Annotated in this window: 19 protein-coding genes and 2 pseudogenes; 12 read left to right on the forward strand and 9 right to left on the reverse strand. The window is 68.7% G+C overall.

The genetic code is table 11. The features are described from left to right. Nucleotides 1–86 precede the first annotated feature (86 nt). The 5 genes and pseudogenes from CG723_RS22450 to CG723_RS47720 form a co-directional block, all read left to right on the forward strand. A pseudogene (locus tag CG723_RS22450) lies at nt 87–689 on the forward strand (transposase family protein); the annotation flags it as partial. A gap of 396 nt (nt 690–1085) precedes the next feature. Next, a complete protein-coding gene (locus tag CG723_RS22455) occupies nt 1086–1646 on the forward strand; it encodes a hypothetical protein (protein WP_100595264.1) in 561 nt (186 codons plus the stop codon). 54 nt (nt 1647–1700) lie between these two features. Then, nucleotides 1701–2183 (forward strand): hypothetical protein, encoded by a 483-nt coding sequence (locus CG723_RS22460; protein WP_100595265.1) that lies wholly within the window; start codon nt 1701–1703, stop codon nt 2181–2183. A 68-nt stretch (nt 2184–2251) separates the two neighbouring features. After that, nucleotides 2252–2407, forward strand: a complete 156-nt coding sequence (locus tag CG723_RS46955; RefSeq protein WP_199841852.1) for a DUF6131 family protein — start codon at nt 2252–2254, stop codon at nt 2405–2407. 436 nt (nt 2408–2843) lie between these two features. Further along, nucleotides 2844–3011, forward strand: a pseudogene (locus tag CG723_RS47720) (cation transporter); the annotation flags it as partial. A gap of 58 nt (nt 3012–3069) precedes the next feature. On the opposite strand, the gene CG723_RS22470 reads toward CG723_RS47720, so the two are convergent. Continuing rightward, on the reverse strand, nt 3070–3840 hold the full coding sequence (locus tag CG723_RS22470) for a YhjD/YihY/BrkB family envelope integrity protein (RefSeq protein WP_100595266.1): 771 nt from the start codon (nt 3838–3840) through the stop codon (nt 3070–3072). Nucleotides 3841–3901: 61 nt separating this feature from the next. After that, on the reverse strand, nt 3902–4621 hold the full coding sequence (locus CG723_RS22475; protein WP_234374457.1) for a DUF1206 domain-containing protein: 720 nt from the start codon (nt 4619–4621) through the stop codon (nt 3902–3904). Nucleotides 4622–5056: 435 nt separating this feature from the next. On the opposite strand from CG723_RS22475, the gene CG723_RS22485 reads away from it, so the two are divergent. Next, the gene (locus CG723_RS22485) at nt 5057–5491 is read left to right on the forward strand and encodes a VOC family protein (protein WP_199841853.1); all 435 of its coding nucleotides are present in this window, start codon (nt 5057–5059) and stop codon (nt 5489–5491) included. 472 nt (nt 5492–5963) lie between these two features. Here the strand turns inward: CG723_RS22485 and CG723_RS22490 are convergent, their stop codons facing one another. Beyond that, nucleotides 5964–6500: a cysteine hydrolase family protein gene (locus tag CG723_RS22490; RefSeq protein ID WP_100595268.1), complete on the reverse strand. Its 537-nt coding sequence runs from the start codon at nt 6498–6500 to the stop codon at nt 5964–5966. A gap of 209 nt (nt 6501–6709) precedes the next feature. On the opposite strand from CG723_RS22490, the gene CG723_RS22495 reads away from it, so the two are divergent. The 6 genes from CG723_RS22495 to CG723_RS22520 are packed head-to-tail and all read left to right on the forward strand — an operon-like array spanning nt 6710 to nt 10623. Beyond that, nucleotides 6710–6916: a hypothetical protein gene (locus tag CG723_RS22495; RefSeq protein WP_100595269.1), complete on the forward strand. Its 207-nt coding sequence runs from the start codon at nt 6710–6712 to the stop codon at nt 6914–6916. Between the two features lie 52 nt (nt 6917–6968). Further along, a complete protein-coding gene (locus tag CG723_RS22500; protein WP_100595270.1) occupies nt 6969–7439 on the forward strand; it encodes an MrpF/PhaF family protein in 471 nt (156 codons plus the stop codon). Next, complete coding sequence (locus tag CG723_RS22505) at nt 7432–7701, forward strand: hydrogenase subunit MbhD domain-containing protein (protein ID WP_100595271.1); 270 nt, start codon at nt 7432–7434, stop codon at nt 7699–7701. Before CG723_RS22500 ends, CG723_RS22505 begins: the two co-directional genes overlap by 8 nt. Then, a complete protein-coding gene (locus tag CG723_RS22510) occupies nt 7698–8471 on the forward strand; it encodes an MnhB domain-containing protein (protein WP_100595272.1) in 774 nt (257 codons plus the stop codon). The genes CG723_RS22505 and CG723_RS22510 overlap by 4 nt, the downstream gene beginning before the upstream one ends. Beyond that, complete coding sequence (locus tag CG723_RS22515) at nt 8468–8815, forward strand: sodium:proton antiporter (RefSeq protein ID WP_100595273.1); 348 nt, start codon at nt 8468–8470, stop codon at nt 8813–8815. The genes CG723_RS22510 and CG723_RS22515 overlap by 4 nt, the downstream gene beginning before the upstream one ends. Then, nucleotides 8812–10623, forward strand: coding sequence for a complex I subunit 5 family protein (locus CG723_RS22520; protein WP_100595274.1), 1812 nt, complete (start codon nt 8812–8814; stop codon nt 10621–10623). The genes CG723_RS22515 and CG723_RS22520 overlap by 4 nt, the downstream gene beginning before the upstream one ends. Nucleotides 10624–11098: 475 nt before the next feature. Here the strand turns inward: CG723_RS22520 and CG723_RS46320 are convergent, their stop codons facing one another. The 6 genes from CG723_RS46320 to CG723_RS22540 form a co-directional block, all read right to left on the reverse strand. Further along, nucleotides 11099–11242 carry a hypothetical protein gene (locus CG723_RS46320; RefSeq protein ID WP_159032512.1) on the reverse strand — a complete coding sequence of 48 codons (144 nt, stop codon included), beginning with the start codon at nt 11240–11242 and terminating at the stop codon, nt 11099–11101. 390 nt (nt 11243–11632) lie between these two features. Beyond that, on the reverse strand, nt 11633–12358 hold the full coding sequence (locus CG723_RS22525) for a class I SAM-dependent methyltransferase (protein ID WP_100595275.1): 726 nt from the start codon (nt 12356–12358) through the stop codon (nt 11633–11635). Nucleotide 12359: 1 nt separating this feature from the next. Next, entirely contained in the window at nt 12360–13064 is a 705-nt protein-coding gene (locus CG723_RS22530) for a hypothetical protein (RefSeq protein WP_100595276.1), read from the reverse strand. 49 nt (nt 13065–13113) lie between these two features. Continuing rightward, nucleotides 13114–13365 (reverse strand): hypothetical protein, encoded by a 252-nt coding sequence (locus CG723_RS46325; protein ID WP_159032513.1) that lies wholly within the window; start codon nt 13363–13365, stop codon nt 13114–13116. Nucleotides 13366–13861: 496 nt separating this feature from the next. Continuing rightward, nucleotides 13862–14398, reverse strand: a complete 537-nt coding sequence (locus CG723_RS22535) for a DinB family protein (RefSeq protein ID WP_100595277.1) — start codon at nt 14396–14398, stop codon at nt 13862–13864. 342 nt (nt 14399–14740) lie between these two features. Continuing rightward, nucleotides 14741–16831, reverse strand: coding sequence for a SpoIIE family protein phosphatase (locus CG723_RS22540; protein ID WP_100595278.1), 2091 nt, complete (start codon nt 16829–16831; stop codon nt 14741–14743). Nucleotides 16832–16874 lie beyond the last annotated feature (43 nt).

Below are 16874 nucleotides of genomic sequence, written 5' to 3' on the forward strand. Positions count from 1 at the left end.
CCTGACCCGACATCAGATACACGTCAAGCCCCGGTGAGGAACAGGTCTGCAATGAACAGGTTCCAGGCACCGAGGGGCTGCACGCGTTGACCGGCATCAACCACACCGGCGTGCTCGATGTCGGCACGGCCACCGCCGAGACCCTCGCGAAGCTGCTGGACGAACACCGTGAACGGCTCGGCACCCGCAAGGCCACCCGTGCGCTCGGCCCCTTCAAGCAGGGCGTGTTGGTCCTGCGCAGGTTCCTGGACGAGACCCGGCTGGCCCAGCTCGCCCGCGACAACCACATCTCCCTGCCCACGGCTTACCGCCACCTACACGAAGGGCTGAACGCGCTGGCCGACCACGCGGCTGAACTGTCCACCGCCCCGGAACGCGGCACGGCGGCCGGCTACACATACCTCAACCTCGACGGCATCGTCATCCGAACCGACCCCGTCGCCGCCCCCGGCCCCCCGATGACGCCGACCTGTGGTGGTCCGGCAAGCACAGCACCACGGCGGGAACATCCAGGTCGTCTCCGCCCCCGACGGCCGGCCGATTTAGGCTTCCCCAGTCCGTCCCGGCCACGAGCACGACACCACCTGCGCTCGCACCCACGGCCTGGTCACCGACCTGACGGACTCGCCACCACCCTGGATGTCCCCACCCTGACCGACCTCGGCTACGAAAACGCAGGCGACGTCTTCCTCTCGACGGCCCTGACTGTCGGTGGCGCCTGGGCTGCCTTGCGCAGACCCGTGGACACCGAGCCCGCGCGCTGGGTGGCCCCTCTGTTCCGCCTGCAGTCCGGCCACGTGGGCGACGACGTCACCTTCACGCTGTCTGGGGCGCCCTGCCGGCTGCAACGGGCACGGGACGTCACCGCTGCCACGCGTGCGCCGGCTCTGATTCTGCACCGGATCCCGCACCTGGTGCCGGATCAGGCAACGTTCGCCCTGTTCGCGACCTCGCGACGCTGCTTGAACCCCGCCTGACACAACACATCTAGCGGGAGGTGTCACGGACGACACCGCATGTATCGCTCACATTAAGAGACAAAGCTAAAATGGGCGTAATTAGCGCATAGAGGGAGGTTCATCCTCATGTCGACCGGGACACTTCTGGCGATCATCATCCCCGTCGTGGTGGTGCTTGCGCTGATCGCAGTGGCGGGCTTTCTGCTTGCGCGCCGTCGCCGTCTGCGCGAGCGTTTCGGTCCGGAGTACGAGCGAACGATCGAGGGTGCCGACAGTCGCAGGGCCGGCGAAGGCGAGCTCAGAGCGCGCGAGAAGCACCACGACTCGCTGGACATCAAGCCCTTGGACAGTGGCGCCCGAGACCGATACAGCCGGGACTGGACCAATGTCCAACAAGAGTTCGTGGACCGGCCCGAGGGCGCGGTGCATGATGCGGACCATCTGGTGACTTCCCTGATGCGTGAGCGCGGCTATCCCACCGAGAACTTCGACCAACAGCTCAAGGATCTCTCGGTCGAACACGGGCGCACGTTGGAGCACTACCGGGCAGCCCATGAAGTCGACGCGCAAAGCACTGAGCACAGGGCGACCACCGAGCAGCTACGGGGCGCCATGGTGCACTACCGCGCCCTGTTCGACGAGTTGCTCTCCAACGGCGGCGGCCAAGCCCGCCACGCCCGTACCTGAGCGACCTCACCCTCGTGAGATGCGGCCATCCACGCGGCCAGGGACGGAGGAGACATGCAGAGCGACGGCAAATCTGACCGATCGAGCGGACTGTCAACGGAGGACCTCGCCCAGACCCCGGACCGTACCGACCGACCACAGGACGAAGCCGTAGAAGTGCGGAACGAGGCCCCAACCTTCCCCGGCGAGAGCACTGCCGTTCCGTCGGCCGAACCCTCCGAGACCGAGGGCGAGCAGACGGAAACGGACGTACCGGCCGAGGAGGAAGCCACCCAGCTCCTCAGTGCGGAGGACGAGGAAGGCTTCCGCTCACGCTGGCAAGAGGTCCAGAGCAAGTTCGTGGACGATCCGCGTGACGCCGTGCATTCCGCTGACGCGTTGGTCGCGGAGGTCATGCAGACCCTGGCCGCGACGTTTGCCGAGCGCAAACAGGAGCTCGAAGAGCAGTGGAGCCGGGGCGAGCGGGCGGACACCGAAGACCTGCGCATGGCCCTGCGCCACTATCGGTCGTTCTTCAACCGTCTGCTCACTGCCTGAACAGCGGCGGAGCCCGACTGGGCGGGACCAGCCTGAAGAGGAATCGGAAGCGGCCAAGGGGCGTGACCATGATCATCCTGGGCGTTATCTTGCTCATCATCGGCTTCGTCGCGAACATCGCGATCTTGTGGACGATCGGCATCATCCTCGTCGCGATCGGCGCCATCTTCTTCCTTCTTGGTGCCCTGGGACACGGGGTCGGAGGTCGGCGACATTACTGGTAGGCCAGGCAAGATTCGCTCTGCCGCGATGCATCGCTCGATTGCTACGCCGGGCGGGTCGCCCACACCCACGCTGACCTGGCCGGCGCCGCTCTGCACATGATGGAGCGGAACGTGAGCGCGAACATCACGTTCACCGATCGGCCTCAGCTCGAACGGACTCCTGGATCAATCTGCTCGACGCGGAGCGCGACCGGGACGAGATACGCAGTGCCGCCCACACCGCGCTCTACGGCGCGTACTTCGACCGGCTGCCCCGCCTTGACGGATCCCGGGATCTGCGGAGGGAGCTCGCCCGCCGTGGCTGGCGCTCGTCCTGGCCGCCTCGGCCGGTGGATCCGAGGTGAAGGCACCGCGCAGAGCCATCGATGCCGACGACGTCATGGCGGGAGTGGCGAGCGCGGACGATGTGGCCGAGGGCAGACCGGCCCCCGATCCCGTTAGCGGAGCCAAGGTGGTCGCCGGGTTCCTCTCCGGCTCGCCCGCGCTGCTGTCGGAGGTGGCCCATTTTGTGGCCGACAGCATGAACGAGGCCTTCGTGCTCGCCGCTCTGCGCCGCAGCAGACGCCTGGCCGACCCGCAACACCTGTTCGGCTACGGCAAGGACCTACGCCTGGTCACCGGACAGGCGGTCTGGGAGGCATCGGCCTCACAAGGGTCGAACCTCATCTGCGCCGTTTCAGTGCATGGGCCACGCGGGGGAGCTCATCTTGAAGGCAACGACCGGCCAGCGCGCCACCGAACACGACGACGCCGACGCCGACCAGCCAGGACTGGATGACCAGGACGGTTCCGATCGGGCCGTAGGTGACGGCGCTCGATGCGATCAGCGGTGAGAAAACGAGCCGGGAGAAGACTCGGAGGCCGAGCTGCCCGGCCATGGTGGTCACCGCCCCGGGCAACAAGGCGACCCAGGAGACACGGCCGCCGAGCAGCATCCGCTGGGACCACCAGAAGAACAAAGTGCCACTCAGCGCCGTGATCACCCCGCGGGCCGGAGCCGCCTGCCACAGCGGTGTGATCGCAGACAGGAAGAGGAATCCGATGAGGACAGCGAGCCACACCACGTGCCGCCACCTGGCCCACCAGCGGGCCGGGGGCAGATCCCAGACCTTCTCGTAGCCGCTCTGCACCGCCGCCCCGAACGACAGACCGAACACGGCGAGCACGGCAAGGCCGAACGCCGTCGTGGTCCGCAATGTCTGGCCCGGCAGAGCGAACAACCGCTCGATGTCCCCCCTGGCGGCCTCCGTTACGCCGAGCCCGTCCCCCAGCCACTTCGCGAACCCCCGCCCGCTCGCCGGATCCGCCGCGGACACGACGATCAACAGGGGCACCAGTGTCAGGAACCCGAGCGCGGCGAATCCCAGCGAACGCTGCCACAGGTCGAGGTTGCCGACGTGAACCCACCGGCGCCCGGCCCGCACACGGCGCATCGCGCGCCGTAGCCGCCCGAAAGGAGACGAACGGCCCACGCCACCGAACGAGTTCCCCTTGCTAGGGCGCACTGGCCCGTGTCCCCGAGCCCGCAGCCTCGGTCGGCTGTTCTGCCGGAGTCCCGTGCTCAGCGGCTCTGCGCCAGTGGGCTTCGCAGAACGAGTACAGGCCGAACAGTACGAGGCCCACCGCCGCGGCCATCAGCAGTACGGGCCCGGCAGGCGTGGTGGCGAACGAACGCAACGTCTCGTCCGGGCCCTTGGCCTGGCTGGGGTCGAACCGCACCGCGGCCAGCAGGACGAACAGGCCAGTCACCGCCGCGACGACCCGCCGCGCTGCCGGGCTCATCTCCCCCGCCCGGAGATTCTTCTCGAACTTGCGCATCAGACTGCGCACCAGTGTCACCACGCCCACGATGACCAGGACGCCTCCAAAGGCGCCGACAAGTACCCGCCCGGCCAGTCCAGCACTCTCGCGGTGTACTCCTTCGACGTCTCGTCGCCGGGGCGACTGCCGGAGGAACCACCGGCCAGCGCTGTCTGCACCACACCGATACAGATCACCATGTAGAGCACCGCCCATCCCAAAGAGCCCAAACGGCGAGTCCGCTTCTCCGCATCCTGCCACCGTCTGTCCGAACACGGCCTCGGACAGACGCCACAACGCCATCGTCACCAGCGCCCACAGCAGCACCCGGCCGAGCGGCTGCTCGCCGAGAGACCCCACCGCGCCGGACCGGTCGGCCTCCTTGCCTCTGTCACGGCCGAACCCGATCTGCATGGCCAGAAGCCCCCACCAGCTCGTAGATCACTCCCGGGCGCAGAGCCCGACCCTGGAGGCGACTTCCACGGCGCGGCTGTCAGCCACATGTTTCCCCTTGGATTTGGGCTGGTCGGCGCCGCCTTTCCTGATCTCCATCCCTGGCACCTACGTGTGCTGGATCAAACGGGATGGTGAGGCGCACGCTCGCGGTCTCGTCGAGGTTGACCGGGCCATGCGCGTTCCCGAAAGCGACGCCGCCGAGCCCGACGCCTTCGCCTCGACGCGGGAGCCGGCGGGCAGCTGGACGGTCACCTCGACGGATCCGGAAGCGCCGAAGGCCTGATTCTTCGCCGAGGTCTCGATCCGCAGGACGTCGTCGGCGTACGCGACCGTGACCTGCTCCGCCGCCTTCACGTCCCGCCCTTCCAGGCATCCCCAAGCAGGACCTCGAACGTGGTGTCGGCCCGGTCGGCAGCGATAAACTGGATGCGTCCGGCGAAGATGTCGAGGACGGCGGCATTCGGGGCGGGGTGTCGAACTTCTGCGTCGGGTGCCGGTACTGATGCCCAGTCGTCCGATCCGGAGCGGAGCGATCTCTTTTGGCCTGGTCACGATGACAACTCGGCTGTCTTCGAATTCGGCAACACCATTATCAACCTGCTGAAGACCACCGCAGCGCCTGACCTCATCGAACCAGCTCGCGTTGCCCAGGCTGACGCCGGCTCCCGCCTCCAACTCACCCTGCCCGTGGACGATGTGGACGCGATGTGTTGGGAACTGGCCGCGCGCGGCGTGACACTGCTCAATGGCCCCACGGACCGGCCCTGGGGAATACGGACCGCCAGCTTCCGCGACCCCGGCGGCCACATCTGGGAAATCGCCAAGTGAACGCGGCGCCGGACCCCGAGATCCGGACGCTCCTGTCATTCCTGCACGGACAGCGCCGCCACGCCCTCGGCATGCTCGACGGACTCGACGGACTCGACGCGGGTGCCTTACGCCAGCCCGTGCTGCCATCGGGATGTACCCGCCTCGGCCTCGCATCTCGCCCTCGACGTTGAGCAGTTCTGGTTCCGTGCGGTGGTAGCCGGCGAGGAAGGTGTCATCAAGTCTCTGGGCGACGACGGCCTGTGAAGTGCGCATGGCAGGCGTGCACAGTCCATCGGGCTGCGGCAGGACCGGACGACAGCGGCCACGAAGATCAGAACTCCGCTGCACGTAGGAAGTCCGTGCGCGACGGCATTCGATGATGCCCGGCACCATCGCCACATGACGAGCACCAGGAAGACCTCATGGCGCCCACCTTGTGCGGTGCGCCTTTCTCGCCGGTCTCCCCCATGTCCGATGAGTGGGCGCGATGTCAGAAGGACACCTCGTCGACCTTGCGGATGTCCGCCGACATGTTTCGCTCCATCAGGCGCAGGGCCGCTTCGGCCAGATCAGGGTAGATGTGAGCGACGGCGTCGTGGACCACCGTCACCCGCAGATGACGAATGTGCGCGTCCAGTGCGGAGTAGAGCACGCACTGCTCTGTGACCTGCCCGCACAGGACCACGCGATCGACGCCCAGCTGGCTGAGGAGGTAGCCGAGGGGCGTCTCGAAGAAGATGGAATGCCGGGCTTTCACGATGAAGAGCGAGTCGTCGTCCGGACGGATCGGATCGACGAGGTCGGCGTGTGGTCCCGCGAGTGCCGTCTCGAGGATCTCCCCGTGATGGGAGCGCCACTCACCGAAGTTGTCGTTGACGTAGATCACGGGGATGTCCTCCTCCCGCGCGTTCCTGATCAGCCGGACGACGGCCGGCAGCGCGTCGCGGGCCGAGGACACGAGCAGCTCGGCGTCGGCATGATCGTAGGAGTTGATCATGTCGATGACGATGAGAGCGGTCTTTCCCATGCTTGACAGGTACCACATGCCGAACGGTCAGACCTGGCGGCCGGAAGCCCACAGCCCTTCGCGGCGGGCAGACACCTCGTGAAGACCTGGCGGGACGGCCGCAGCGCACTGCGCACACCGCTCGAACCGGCACCGGCGAGGTTGACGCGACGTCAAGCGACGGCATGAGAGCCTCACAGCCGGGCACCCGGTTTTCGGGAGGTGGGCTGATGGCTCGTACGTTCGCGGGCTCTGCGAGGGTTCGTGCCACCGCCGAAGTGGTCGGCTGGTGGGCGGTGTTGACGGGTCTCTGGCTCGTCCTGATCTCCCGCGTCGACCTGCTGGAGTGGGTCGTCGGATCGTGCGCCTCCCTGCTCGCCGCCTTCGGCGCCCGCGCCGCGCGCCTGGCCGCGACGGGGCGGAACGGATCCGCATGACGCCGCACATCGTCCTTGCCTCGCCCCCTGGTCACGATCTGGGACCGGCCCAGTGAACGGCTGGCTCCTCGCGGCCGCAGTGGTGCTGGCAGTCGGCGTTGCCCCGGCCCTCTGGGGCGCGACCACCGGCCCTCTCCGGCGCCGGGTCGTCGCACAGAACCTCGCGACCCTCCTCGTGTGCCTGGTCATGCTGCTGCTCGCCCAGGGCTACGCCCGCCCCTCGTACATCGACCTCGGCCTGGTCCTGGCGGTCCTGGGTCCGGCCGGCACGCTCGTCTACGCTCGTCTGCTCGCCGACGAACTGGCGGCCGATCCGCCCACCGCCCGGGTGACAAGCGCCATGACGGTCCTGTCGGCGGCGGCCCCGCCGCTCGTCGTCCTGCCGCTCTGCGTGGCGACAGGCCCGGAACGGTCCCTCGTGAAACTGCTGGTCATCGGGGCGCTGCTGACTGCTGGAAACACGATCTCCGGCCGGGCGGTGTCGGGCAAGTCGTCCCTCCCACGGGAGGCACATGATGGCTGATCTGCTGGTCGTCCTGACCCTCGCGCTCGTCGTCGCCGCCGCGACCGCCGCCGTCCTCACCCGGGACCCGGCCCGTCAGGCACTCGTGCTGGCTCTACTCGGGCTCGCGCTCGCCGTCCTGTTCACCGTACTGCAGTCTCCGGATGTGGCCCTCTCGCAGCTGGCGGTCGGCTCCGCGCTGACGCCGCTGATGCTCCTGCTCGCCGTCCGCAAAGTGCGTGGCCGTGGCCGTCGCGGCGGGCGGAAGAGGGGGCCCACGTGAGCAGGAAGGCACGGCTGTGGCTGTTGACGGTGGGGAGCATCGGCGTGGCCGTCCTCCTCGCCTGCGCAGCTTTCGACCTGCCCGGCTTCGGCGGCACTTCGCACCCGTACGGCGAGCGCGCGGTCCGAAGTGCCCTTGCCCGGCACACCGCCAACGTCATCTCCTCCGTCAACTTCGACCAGCGTGCCTTCGACACCCTTGGCGAGGAGTCCATCCTGTTCGCCGCCGTCCTCGGCACCGTCGTCCTGCTCCGCGAAACCCGCGACGAGCACAGCGAACCGCCCGAGACGGTCCAGGTCGATCCACACGTACGTCGCTACGCGCTGATCGCCCTGCCCGTCACTCTGCTCATCGGCCTCTACGTCATCGCGCACGGCCAGCTCAGCCCCGGCGGCGGCTTCCAGGGCGGCGTCATCGTGGCGACCGCGCTGCACCTCCTCTACATCGCCATCGACTACAAGGCACTCGAGCGCATCAGACCGGCCGCCGCGTACGCGATCGCGGACGCCGCGGGCGAGGCCGCGTACGTTCTCCTCGGCACGGCAGGACTCCTCGCCGGGTCGGCGTTCCTCGCCAACTTCCTGCCGTACGGGACGTTCAACACCCTCTCCTCCGGCGGCACCGTCCCCCTCCTCAACGCCGCGATCGGCGTGGAGGTGGCCAGCGCGATCGTCGTGCTGCTCGCCCGGTTCCTTGACCAGGCCCTGGAGATCGAGGGCGGCGGGGCGGGCGAGACGGGGTCACAGGACGAGGAGGCGAAACGGTCATGAGCGTGCTTCCGTATCTGGCCGCCGGATGGATCTTCCTCGTCGGCTGCTACGGGCTGGCCACGAGCCGCAATCTGATCCACGCGGTGGGCTGCCTGTCCGTGTGCCAGAGCTCGACGTACGTGCTGCTGCTCGCCGTGGGCTACCGCCGGGGCGGAACCGCCCCTGTCTTCTCCGACATCACCCCTGGCTCCCGCCCCGTCGTCGACCCGGTCGTCCAGGCTCTCGCCCTCACCGACGTCGTCGTGGGCGCCACGGTCACCGCACTGCTGCTCGCCCTCGTCATCCAGACCGCCAAACGGCACGGCACCGTCGACCCGGACGAACTGTCGGAGCTCCGAGGGTGACAGCCGCGCAGCTCCTGCCCCTGATCGTGGCCACCCCGCTCCTCGGCGCGGCACTTCTGGTCGCGGCGGGCCGACGGCTGCCCAGGTTCGCCGCCGAGGTTCTGGGCTTCGTCTTCTCCACGGGTGCCGCCGTGTGGGCCGTCACCCTCCTCGTACTGTCGCCGTCGGCGGGCTCACGTGCCGTCGAGTGGATGGGCGGATGGCGGCCCCGCGACGGCGTGAGCGTGGGGATCGTGCTCGTCGGCGACCGGGTCGGCGTCGGACTCGCCGCTCTCACCTCCGTCCTGGTAGTTGCCGCACTCGCCTACTCCTGGCGGTACTTCGACGAACCACCGCACCAGCACGCGGGCTCGTTCCCCGCCCTCATCCTGCTGTTCCAGGCCGGCATGTGCGGCTTCACCCTCACCGGTGACCTCTTCAATGCGTTCGTCTTCTTCGAACTCATGGGCGTCGTCGCCTACGCCCTCACCGGCTACCGGGTGGAGGAAGCCCGGGCGGTTCAGGGCGCGTTGACGTTCGGCATCATCAATTCACTGGGCGGCTACACCACACTGTTCGGCATCGTCCTGCTCTACGCACGCACCGGTGAGCTCGGCCTCGCGCAGATCGGCGGACGTCTCGACACGCACCCGCACGACGGACGCCCTGACGTGCTGGTCCTGGCCGCCTTCGTCCTGGTCCTCACCGGTCTCCTCGTCAAGGCGGCGGCCGTCCCGTTCCACTTCTGGCTTCCCGACGCGCATGCCGTCGCCCCGACGCCCGTCTGCATCCTGCTGTCGGGAGTCATGGTAGAGCTCGGCGTCTACGGCACGGCACGTGTCTACTGGACCGCGTTCGCCGGCCCCGGCGGCATCCCGGGGCCCGACGTGCACCGCGCCCTGCTCACCCTCGGCGTGCTCACCGCCCTCGTGGGTGCCGTGATGTGCTGGCAGCAACGCCACCTGAAGCGGCTGCTCGCGTTCTCCAGCGTCTCCCACACGGGCCTCTTCCTCATCGGCGTCTCGGTCCTCAGCCCGGAAGGCCTCGGCGGCACCGTCCTCTACGTCCTCGCCCACGCAGGAGCGAAAGCCGCGCTCTTCGCCTGCGCGGGCATCCTCCTGGACCGATTCAGCAGCGTCGACGAACACGAACTCCACGGCCGGGCACGTCAACTCCCCCTGGTCGGCGCGCTTTTCGCGGCGGGCGGGCTGGCTCTCGCCGGGCTGCCGCCCTTCGGTACGGGCCTGGGCAAAGCCGTGTCCGAGGAGGCCGCAGGGTGGTGGCCGACCGCCGTCTTCGTGGCCGCCTCGGCACTCACAGGAGGAGCCGTCCTACGTGCCTCCGCGCGGATCTTCCTGGGCTGGGGCCCCCGTCCCTCCGGCAACGTGGAGACCACGACAGGCAAGGACGAGGAGCCGGAGACACGCGGCCCGCTGAGGCGCATCCCCGACACGATGCTCGCCGTACCCGTAGCGCTCATGGCAGGCGCGCTGGCGGTGGGGGTGGTGCCAGAACTGTGGCCGGCCGTGGGCCAAGCGGCCGACGCATTCACCGATCACGCCGGATACACGGCCGCTGTACTCGGGACGGCAAGAACGACACCGCCCCCGGTCTCACCCGCACCCCACTGGACGGGAGTCGGGGTCACCCTGGGCCTTCTCTCCTCGGCCCTGGCGCTCGCCCTCGCCTGGACAGCGGTGCGCCGGCCCGCCACGGACGAACCGGCGCGCTGGGCCGCGCCCCTCCACCGTCTCCAGTCGGGCCACCTCGGCGACTACGTCGCGTTCACACTGGCGGGCATCGCGCTGCTGACGGCGCTCCTCTGGTAGATATACGGGCTTGGCCCTGCCAACCGCTCAACCGGCGGACGGGGTGGAGATCTACGCCCTGCTCGGTGACCTGACGGCACGACTGGCCCAGCCCCCTGTCGCAGGGGCACCGCACACAATTCCGGCAGGACTGCGCATGCGTCACCACGACGTGCGTTCCATCCGGGCGAGGACGCTCGCGCCCAGCCCGGCAGGGAGGTCCGCAGGACCGTCGTAGGCTCCCGCAGCGCCCGCCGCTTCGAGGTCGGTACGCGGGATGCGGCCGCACGGCACGGCGACGGCACGGCCCTTGCCCTGGCGTCCGCCTTCATGTCCCAGGCCGTGTCCCCCACGGACACCGCGTCACAAGCATCGGTCTCCGCCGGCTCCAGCGCCCGGTGAACCGGATCGGGGGCGAGCTTGTCCTGAGCCACGTCGTCCGCGCTCGCCACCCCCCTAATCAAGTCGTCCGGGCCGATGGCACAGCGCAGCCCGTTCAGCTCGGTCCCCCGGCCGACGTGGCAAGGATGATGCGCCAACCCCGGCCGGCCAGCTCCCTCAACAGATCCTGGGCTTCTTCCAACAGCGGCGAGTACGTTCCGTACAACGCGGTGTGCAGCAGGGCTTCTTCGGCTTCCACCGCACCGAAGTACTACCCCCCGCTCGGGAGCAGCTGAGACTGCTGCACAGCAGCGCTGCTCAGTCTCTGCAGACGAAGCCGACGACGTTCCCTCACATGTGAGCACGTCCAGCACGTCCCTTCGAATGACGAACTGCACGGGAGGAGGTGAACTCCCGTTCGTCGGCGTCCTGTTCACGCTCGCCGGGCTGACTCTCACCGGTCTGCCGCCCTTCGGTGCCGCACCGGGGAAGGCAGTCGTCAAGGAAAGCGCAGGCACCTGTTTCCGCAAGAACCTCTCCCGCCTGGGTACAGACGCGGAATCACATTGCACGAGACATGACCATCAGTGAAGAGAATCAACTTTCGCAACAGACCCGAGTGCGCCGGCGCCGGGCCCACATGTCTTCCTCAACGTGCGGGACGGCGCGCAGCCAGAAGATCGGGGCTGGGGGCGTGCACGACTTGCAGGCCCTGTGCCTCGAGTTCTGCGCCGATCTGAGAAGCGCTGGCCGGCCACAGTTCGAATGTCTCCCGCTGCTGGCGCAATACCCGTCCGTCTCGTTCGACGTGATAGGTGAAGACCATCCGCACGATCCCCCCTTCGGATTCTCGGGTGATGTCCGCGCCATAGAGGTCCGGGCCCACCCGGACCGGCCCGAGTCGTCCCACCTTCTCGCGCCCGGTCGGCAGTTCGGTGGGCGGAGGGTCGAAGAGCAGTAGCCCGCCGGGCAGGAGCGCGCGGCTGACGGCCTCCCAGGTGGAGCGTCGGGTGGCGGGGTCGAGGCAGGCGATGATGTTGGAGGCGATGGCCAGGTCTGCTACCTCCTCGAGTCCGGCTCTCTCGATGGGCTCCGGGTGAAGGGTGACGCGGGCACGCTGGTCAGCGCCCAGACCAGCCAGTCGGGACAGCAGGGCCGCGCGCATCGGGGCCGCCGGCTCGACAGCGTGGATGGGCGCGGCGGAGGCGGTCAGCAGGGTCTCGGTGACGATCCCGGTACCCGCTCCGACATCAAGGATCCCGTGCCGGGCGTGGCGGGCCGCCTCGGCGAAGCGCCGTTTTGCCAAACGGCGATCGGTTTCGGCCTGGAGCAGATCGTAGAACTCGACAGAGACCGTGTAATCGGCGCCGGACATCTCACTCACGGCACTGCGGCCAAACGGATTCGGGCGCGTAGCGGGCAGGGGCCGCGAGCGCGCCGCCGTTGAGACAGGCGAGGAATTCGGCAACACCGACGTGGCCTTCCAGGCGCCGGCCGCGCACAGGGCCCGCTCCTCGAGTCCGCGGGACGGCACGGCGGCAAACGGCGCCTTGGCCCGGGCCGCAGCCTGCACGTCCTGTGGGGCTGTCGTCGGCGAACAGCGCTCGGGCCGGCCCCACGCCCGCCTTCTTCAGAGCAACAGGCCTGCGTTCGGGGGCGGGCTTGCCAGTGTTCTCACCCTCCGCGCTGGTATCGGCGTCGAGCACGTCATCCGCATCCATGACACCGCACATCACCGCAAGGTCCCTCGCCGAGGCAGAGAAGGCGAGGGCGAACGTCCAGGCGCGCCTCTTCAGCGTCCGCGGCAGCCCGGACGCGCTGCCAAGGGGCCGCATGCGGGGCCAGAGCCGGGCGAACAACGTCTGATTCGCCGTTCTGACCGCCCCGGCCCCGCCACGGTCCGCACTATTGGCGGGCACGTTGTCCAGCAACTGGTCACCGCACCTGCCGCTCACTCCGTGGTTGCGCGCCATCGCCCGACTGCGGCCGAACTGGGCAAGCGCCTCGGTCCCGGCGACCGGGTGCCAGTAGCTCATGACGAGCGGAGGCCCATCGGCATGGAGCAGCGTCACGACCGTCATCAGCTGCCTCCCTCGCTCGAGCCTCGTCTGCCTGTTCTCGACCCTACGATCAGCCCACCCCGACGGCGCGGTCCCACGGCCGTTTGTCGGCGTTGATCAGGGAAACCCGCACCGTATGACACATCACGCAGGCGCTTGCCGCACGGTGGTGACCACCGGCACCAGCAGTGGCATTGGGCGGGCGCGCGCTGCTGCGTTCGCCGCCGGTAGCAACCGGCTCGCGCTGATCGCCCGCGGCCGGATTGGCCTGGACGGAGCGGTGCGCGAGGCCGCGAGCCGGCGCCGCGAAAGTGATCCTCATGGAAACTCGAACACAACCTTGGCCCGGTAGGAGCCGTGATCATGGGAACTGTGCCTGTACCAACCGACCCCGACGTCGCCCCCGTGCCGCCGCCCGAACCCCGGCCACGCCCAGAGCCCCCAGACCCCGGTGAACCACCCGATGGGCCGAAACCCGTCGAGCCGCCAGGCCCACCGGATCCCCCGACGCCGCCCGGCTCACCCGTCCCGCCACCTGAGCCGCCCGCGCCCCCCAGCCCGGATGAGCCCGACCCTCCGGAGCCGAAGCCAGGCCGGCCTCACCCAATGGAGCCGCCGGACTGACGGACCCAGCGGGTGACGGCATTGGGCACCCCGCTGCCGACCGACCGGCACCTCCACCGAACGTGCCCACCCGCACGCGGCGGCCGGTCCACGGAGTTCCTTGCCCGACCGGCGAAGTTCCCGTGCCCGTCCCAGGCTCGCCACGATTCGTCGCATGCTGGACTGAGGCACCCTTCGTGGCGTGCAGCGGTCGGCTACTCGCCAGTGACGCCATCGATGGCCTCGCGGAGGAGATCCGCATGGCCGACGTGGCGGGCGTACTCCTCGATCACGTGCTCAAGGACGAACCGCACATCGGTGTCTCCGAATTCCGGGTTCGGCACGATGCACGCGATGTCGGCGGTCACCTTCGCGAATACCTGCCGCGACTCCTCGCAGGCCTTCAGGTAGTCCTCGTAGACGTCCCTGGCCGGCGTAGCGTCCGACTCGTCGAACCACTCGCCACCGTCAGCGGTGACGTAGGTCCGATAGGGAAAGAAGCGAGGCGTCGTGCCGGCCAACGTCCGCTGGAACCAGGCACGCTCAACCCCCTGCAGATGGCGCATGAGCCCCAGCAGGGTCAACGCCGACGACCGCACAGGACGTAGCCGCAGTTGTGCATCCGAGAGGCCCTCGCACTTCCACAAGAAGGTCGCTCGATGGTGATCGAGATTCGAGGCGATCACCTCCAGCCACGGGCCCGCTACTGCGCGCTCGGGCCGGAGGATCTTCTGGACCACGATGTCGCTCACGCTGGAGTCTCCTTGCCGGTCATCAAGCTTGGTCGAGTCCGTACGTGCCCACGATCCGAGGACTGGGTGGCGCCTCTCCTGGCACCTCACGAGCACGTCCGCCCAGGAAGACCTCTCTTCGTATCGGAACTCATCGCTCGATGCTGCCTCGGGAGTGGCCATCAACGGCTGCGAACGGCCAGCTATCGCTGCGAGTCACAGGCGGCCTGAACGCAACCCGGCGACCTATGCGGTCACAGCACCAGCTGCGCACTGACGGAACTGCCGTCCCCCACTGCGTGTCACAGGCAGTGAAGTCAACGGCCACGGAATCGGTCTGTGCGCATCGGATGGGGCCTCGGGTCAGGTGGGGTCGGGTGGGCAGACCACGGATGTGGCTTGCGCGATGAGGAGGGCAACGTCGTCGTGGTCGTCCGGGTCGCGCAGGGCGTCAAGGAGCCACCGGCAGGTTTCGTCGAGTGGTCTGCGGGGTTCGTCCAGAGTGTGCAGGAGAGCGTTCAGGCGCTCGTCGATGGGTTGGTGGCGGGTTTCGACGAGGCCGTCGGTGTAGAGGACGAGCCGGTCGCCGAGGTTCAGGTCGAACGCGGTGGTGTGGAAGGGGACACCGCCGACACCGAGGGGTGCCCCAGGGGGCAGCTCGAGGAGTTGAGGGTGCCGTCCGGGTGAGGCGAGGACGGGCGGGAGGTGTCCGGCGTTCGCGATGTGACACCGGTGGGTGTGCGGGTCGTAGGTGGCGTAGAGGCAGGTGGCGATGTAGTGCTCGACCCCGCAGGTGATCTTGTCGAGGTGCCGCAGGACCTCGGTGGGAGCCAGGTCGAGGTCGGCGAACGCAGATGTGGCGGTGCGTAGGCGGCCCATGGTGGCGGCGGCGTCGATGCCGTTGCCCATGACGTCACCGATCACCAGAGCGGTCTTGTCGCCCGCGAGGGGGATGACGTCGTACCAGTCGCCTCCGACCTCGCTGTATGCCTGTGCGGGTTGGTAGAGGGAGGCGACGTTCAGGCCGGTGGGCTGTGGGAGTTCGCCGGGCAGGAGGCTTCGCTGGAGGGTTTCGGCGGTGTTGCGGACGCTCTGGTACAAGCGGGCGTTGTCGATGGCGACGCCGGCGCGGGCGGCCAGCTCTATGGCAAGCAGGACGTCGTCTTCGTCGAAAGGGAGCTGGTTGCGGGCCCTCATCAGGGCAAATGCGCCGAGGACCTCGTTGCGGGCGATCAGCGGGACCGCGAGGTAGGAGTGCATGCCGGCTTGGGCGAGGATTGCCGCGTTGTCGGTGCCGAGGGCGATGCGCTCCAGGTCCTTCTGTCCGGCGTGGGTGACGACGACGGGCTGTCCGGTGTGAACGCATTGGGTGATCAGCCGCTCCGCGCCGTACGGGGCGCGGTCGACGGTCTGCAGGGCACCCGCGGCTGGAGTGGCATAAGCCGAGGCCACGGCAAGCGAGTGAAACAGCTCCGGGCCCTCGGAGGGAGAGGAGCGGCGCAGGTCCAGAGCGGCGTCAAGGACATCGACCGACGCCACGTCGGCCAGGTCCGGCACCGCTACCCCCACCAGTTCCTGGGCGATGTGTTCACTCTCCAGGGTCGTGCCTACACGGGCGGACGCGTCGGCGATCATGGTCAGGCGGCGCCGGGCCCGGTCCGCCTCGGCGGCTGCCTGGTGGCGTTCGCTGACGTCGATGACCGAGTTCGCCACACCGATCACCCGCCCGCTGGCGTCTTCGAGCCGGTAGTGCGACACCGACCAAGCGTGATCATGGTCCGGATCGGCGCGGGTGCGGCCGACGGTGTGCTGGTCGATCAGGGGAGCGCCGGTGAGCAGCGCCCGGCGCATCGCGGACTCGAGCGAGTCGACGTCGAGGGACGTGAGGATGTCATGCGGGCGCCGGCCGAAGTGATCGGCCGCCGGTAGGCCATTGATGCGCTCCAGCTCCGGGTTGACCAGCACATAGCGCAGGTCCGTGTCCAGCAGGGCGATGCCGATGGGAGCCTGCGAGATCAGGCGCTGCGACAGGGCCAGGTCCGTCTCCATCCGCTGCAAGGTGCTCTGATCGGCAGCGATGCCCAAGGCGTAGATGTCGCCGAGGTCGTCCACCAGGCGCATGTTGCGGAACTCCACCAGGCGCGTACTGCCGTCCTTGTACCGGATCGGGAACGCGCCGGCCCAGCTCTCGCCGGTCCCCATCACCTCGGCGAACAGCCTGACCACCAGGTCCCGCTGCTCCTCGTGGACCAGCAGCCTCGCCGCGTACTGGCCCAGAGCCTCCTCAGCCGTGTACCCGAACACCTCATCGGCCTGCGGGCTCCAGAAGACGATCCGCCCACTGGCGTCCAGAACGACCGCAGCCACGCTGAGCAGATCGAGCAACCCTCCCGGCGGCGTCGGCCCCGCCCCGCCGTCCCCCTCCCGCTCCGGGCGTGGCTCATGGACATCCATCCTGGAGAGCTCCCTCCTCAGCGCAAGCCCACTCAGGACGCGT

This window comes from Streptomyces sp. CB01635 (assembly GCF_002803065.1).
Lineage (GTDB): Bacteria > Actinomycetota > Actinomycetes > Streptomycetales > Streptomycetaceae > Streptomyces.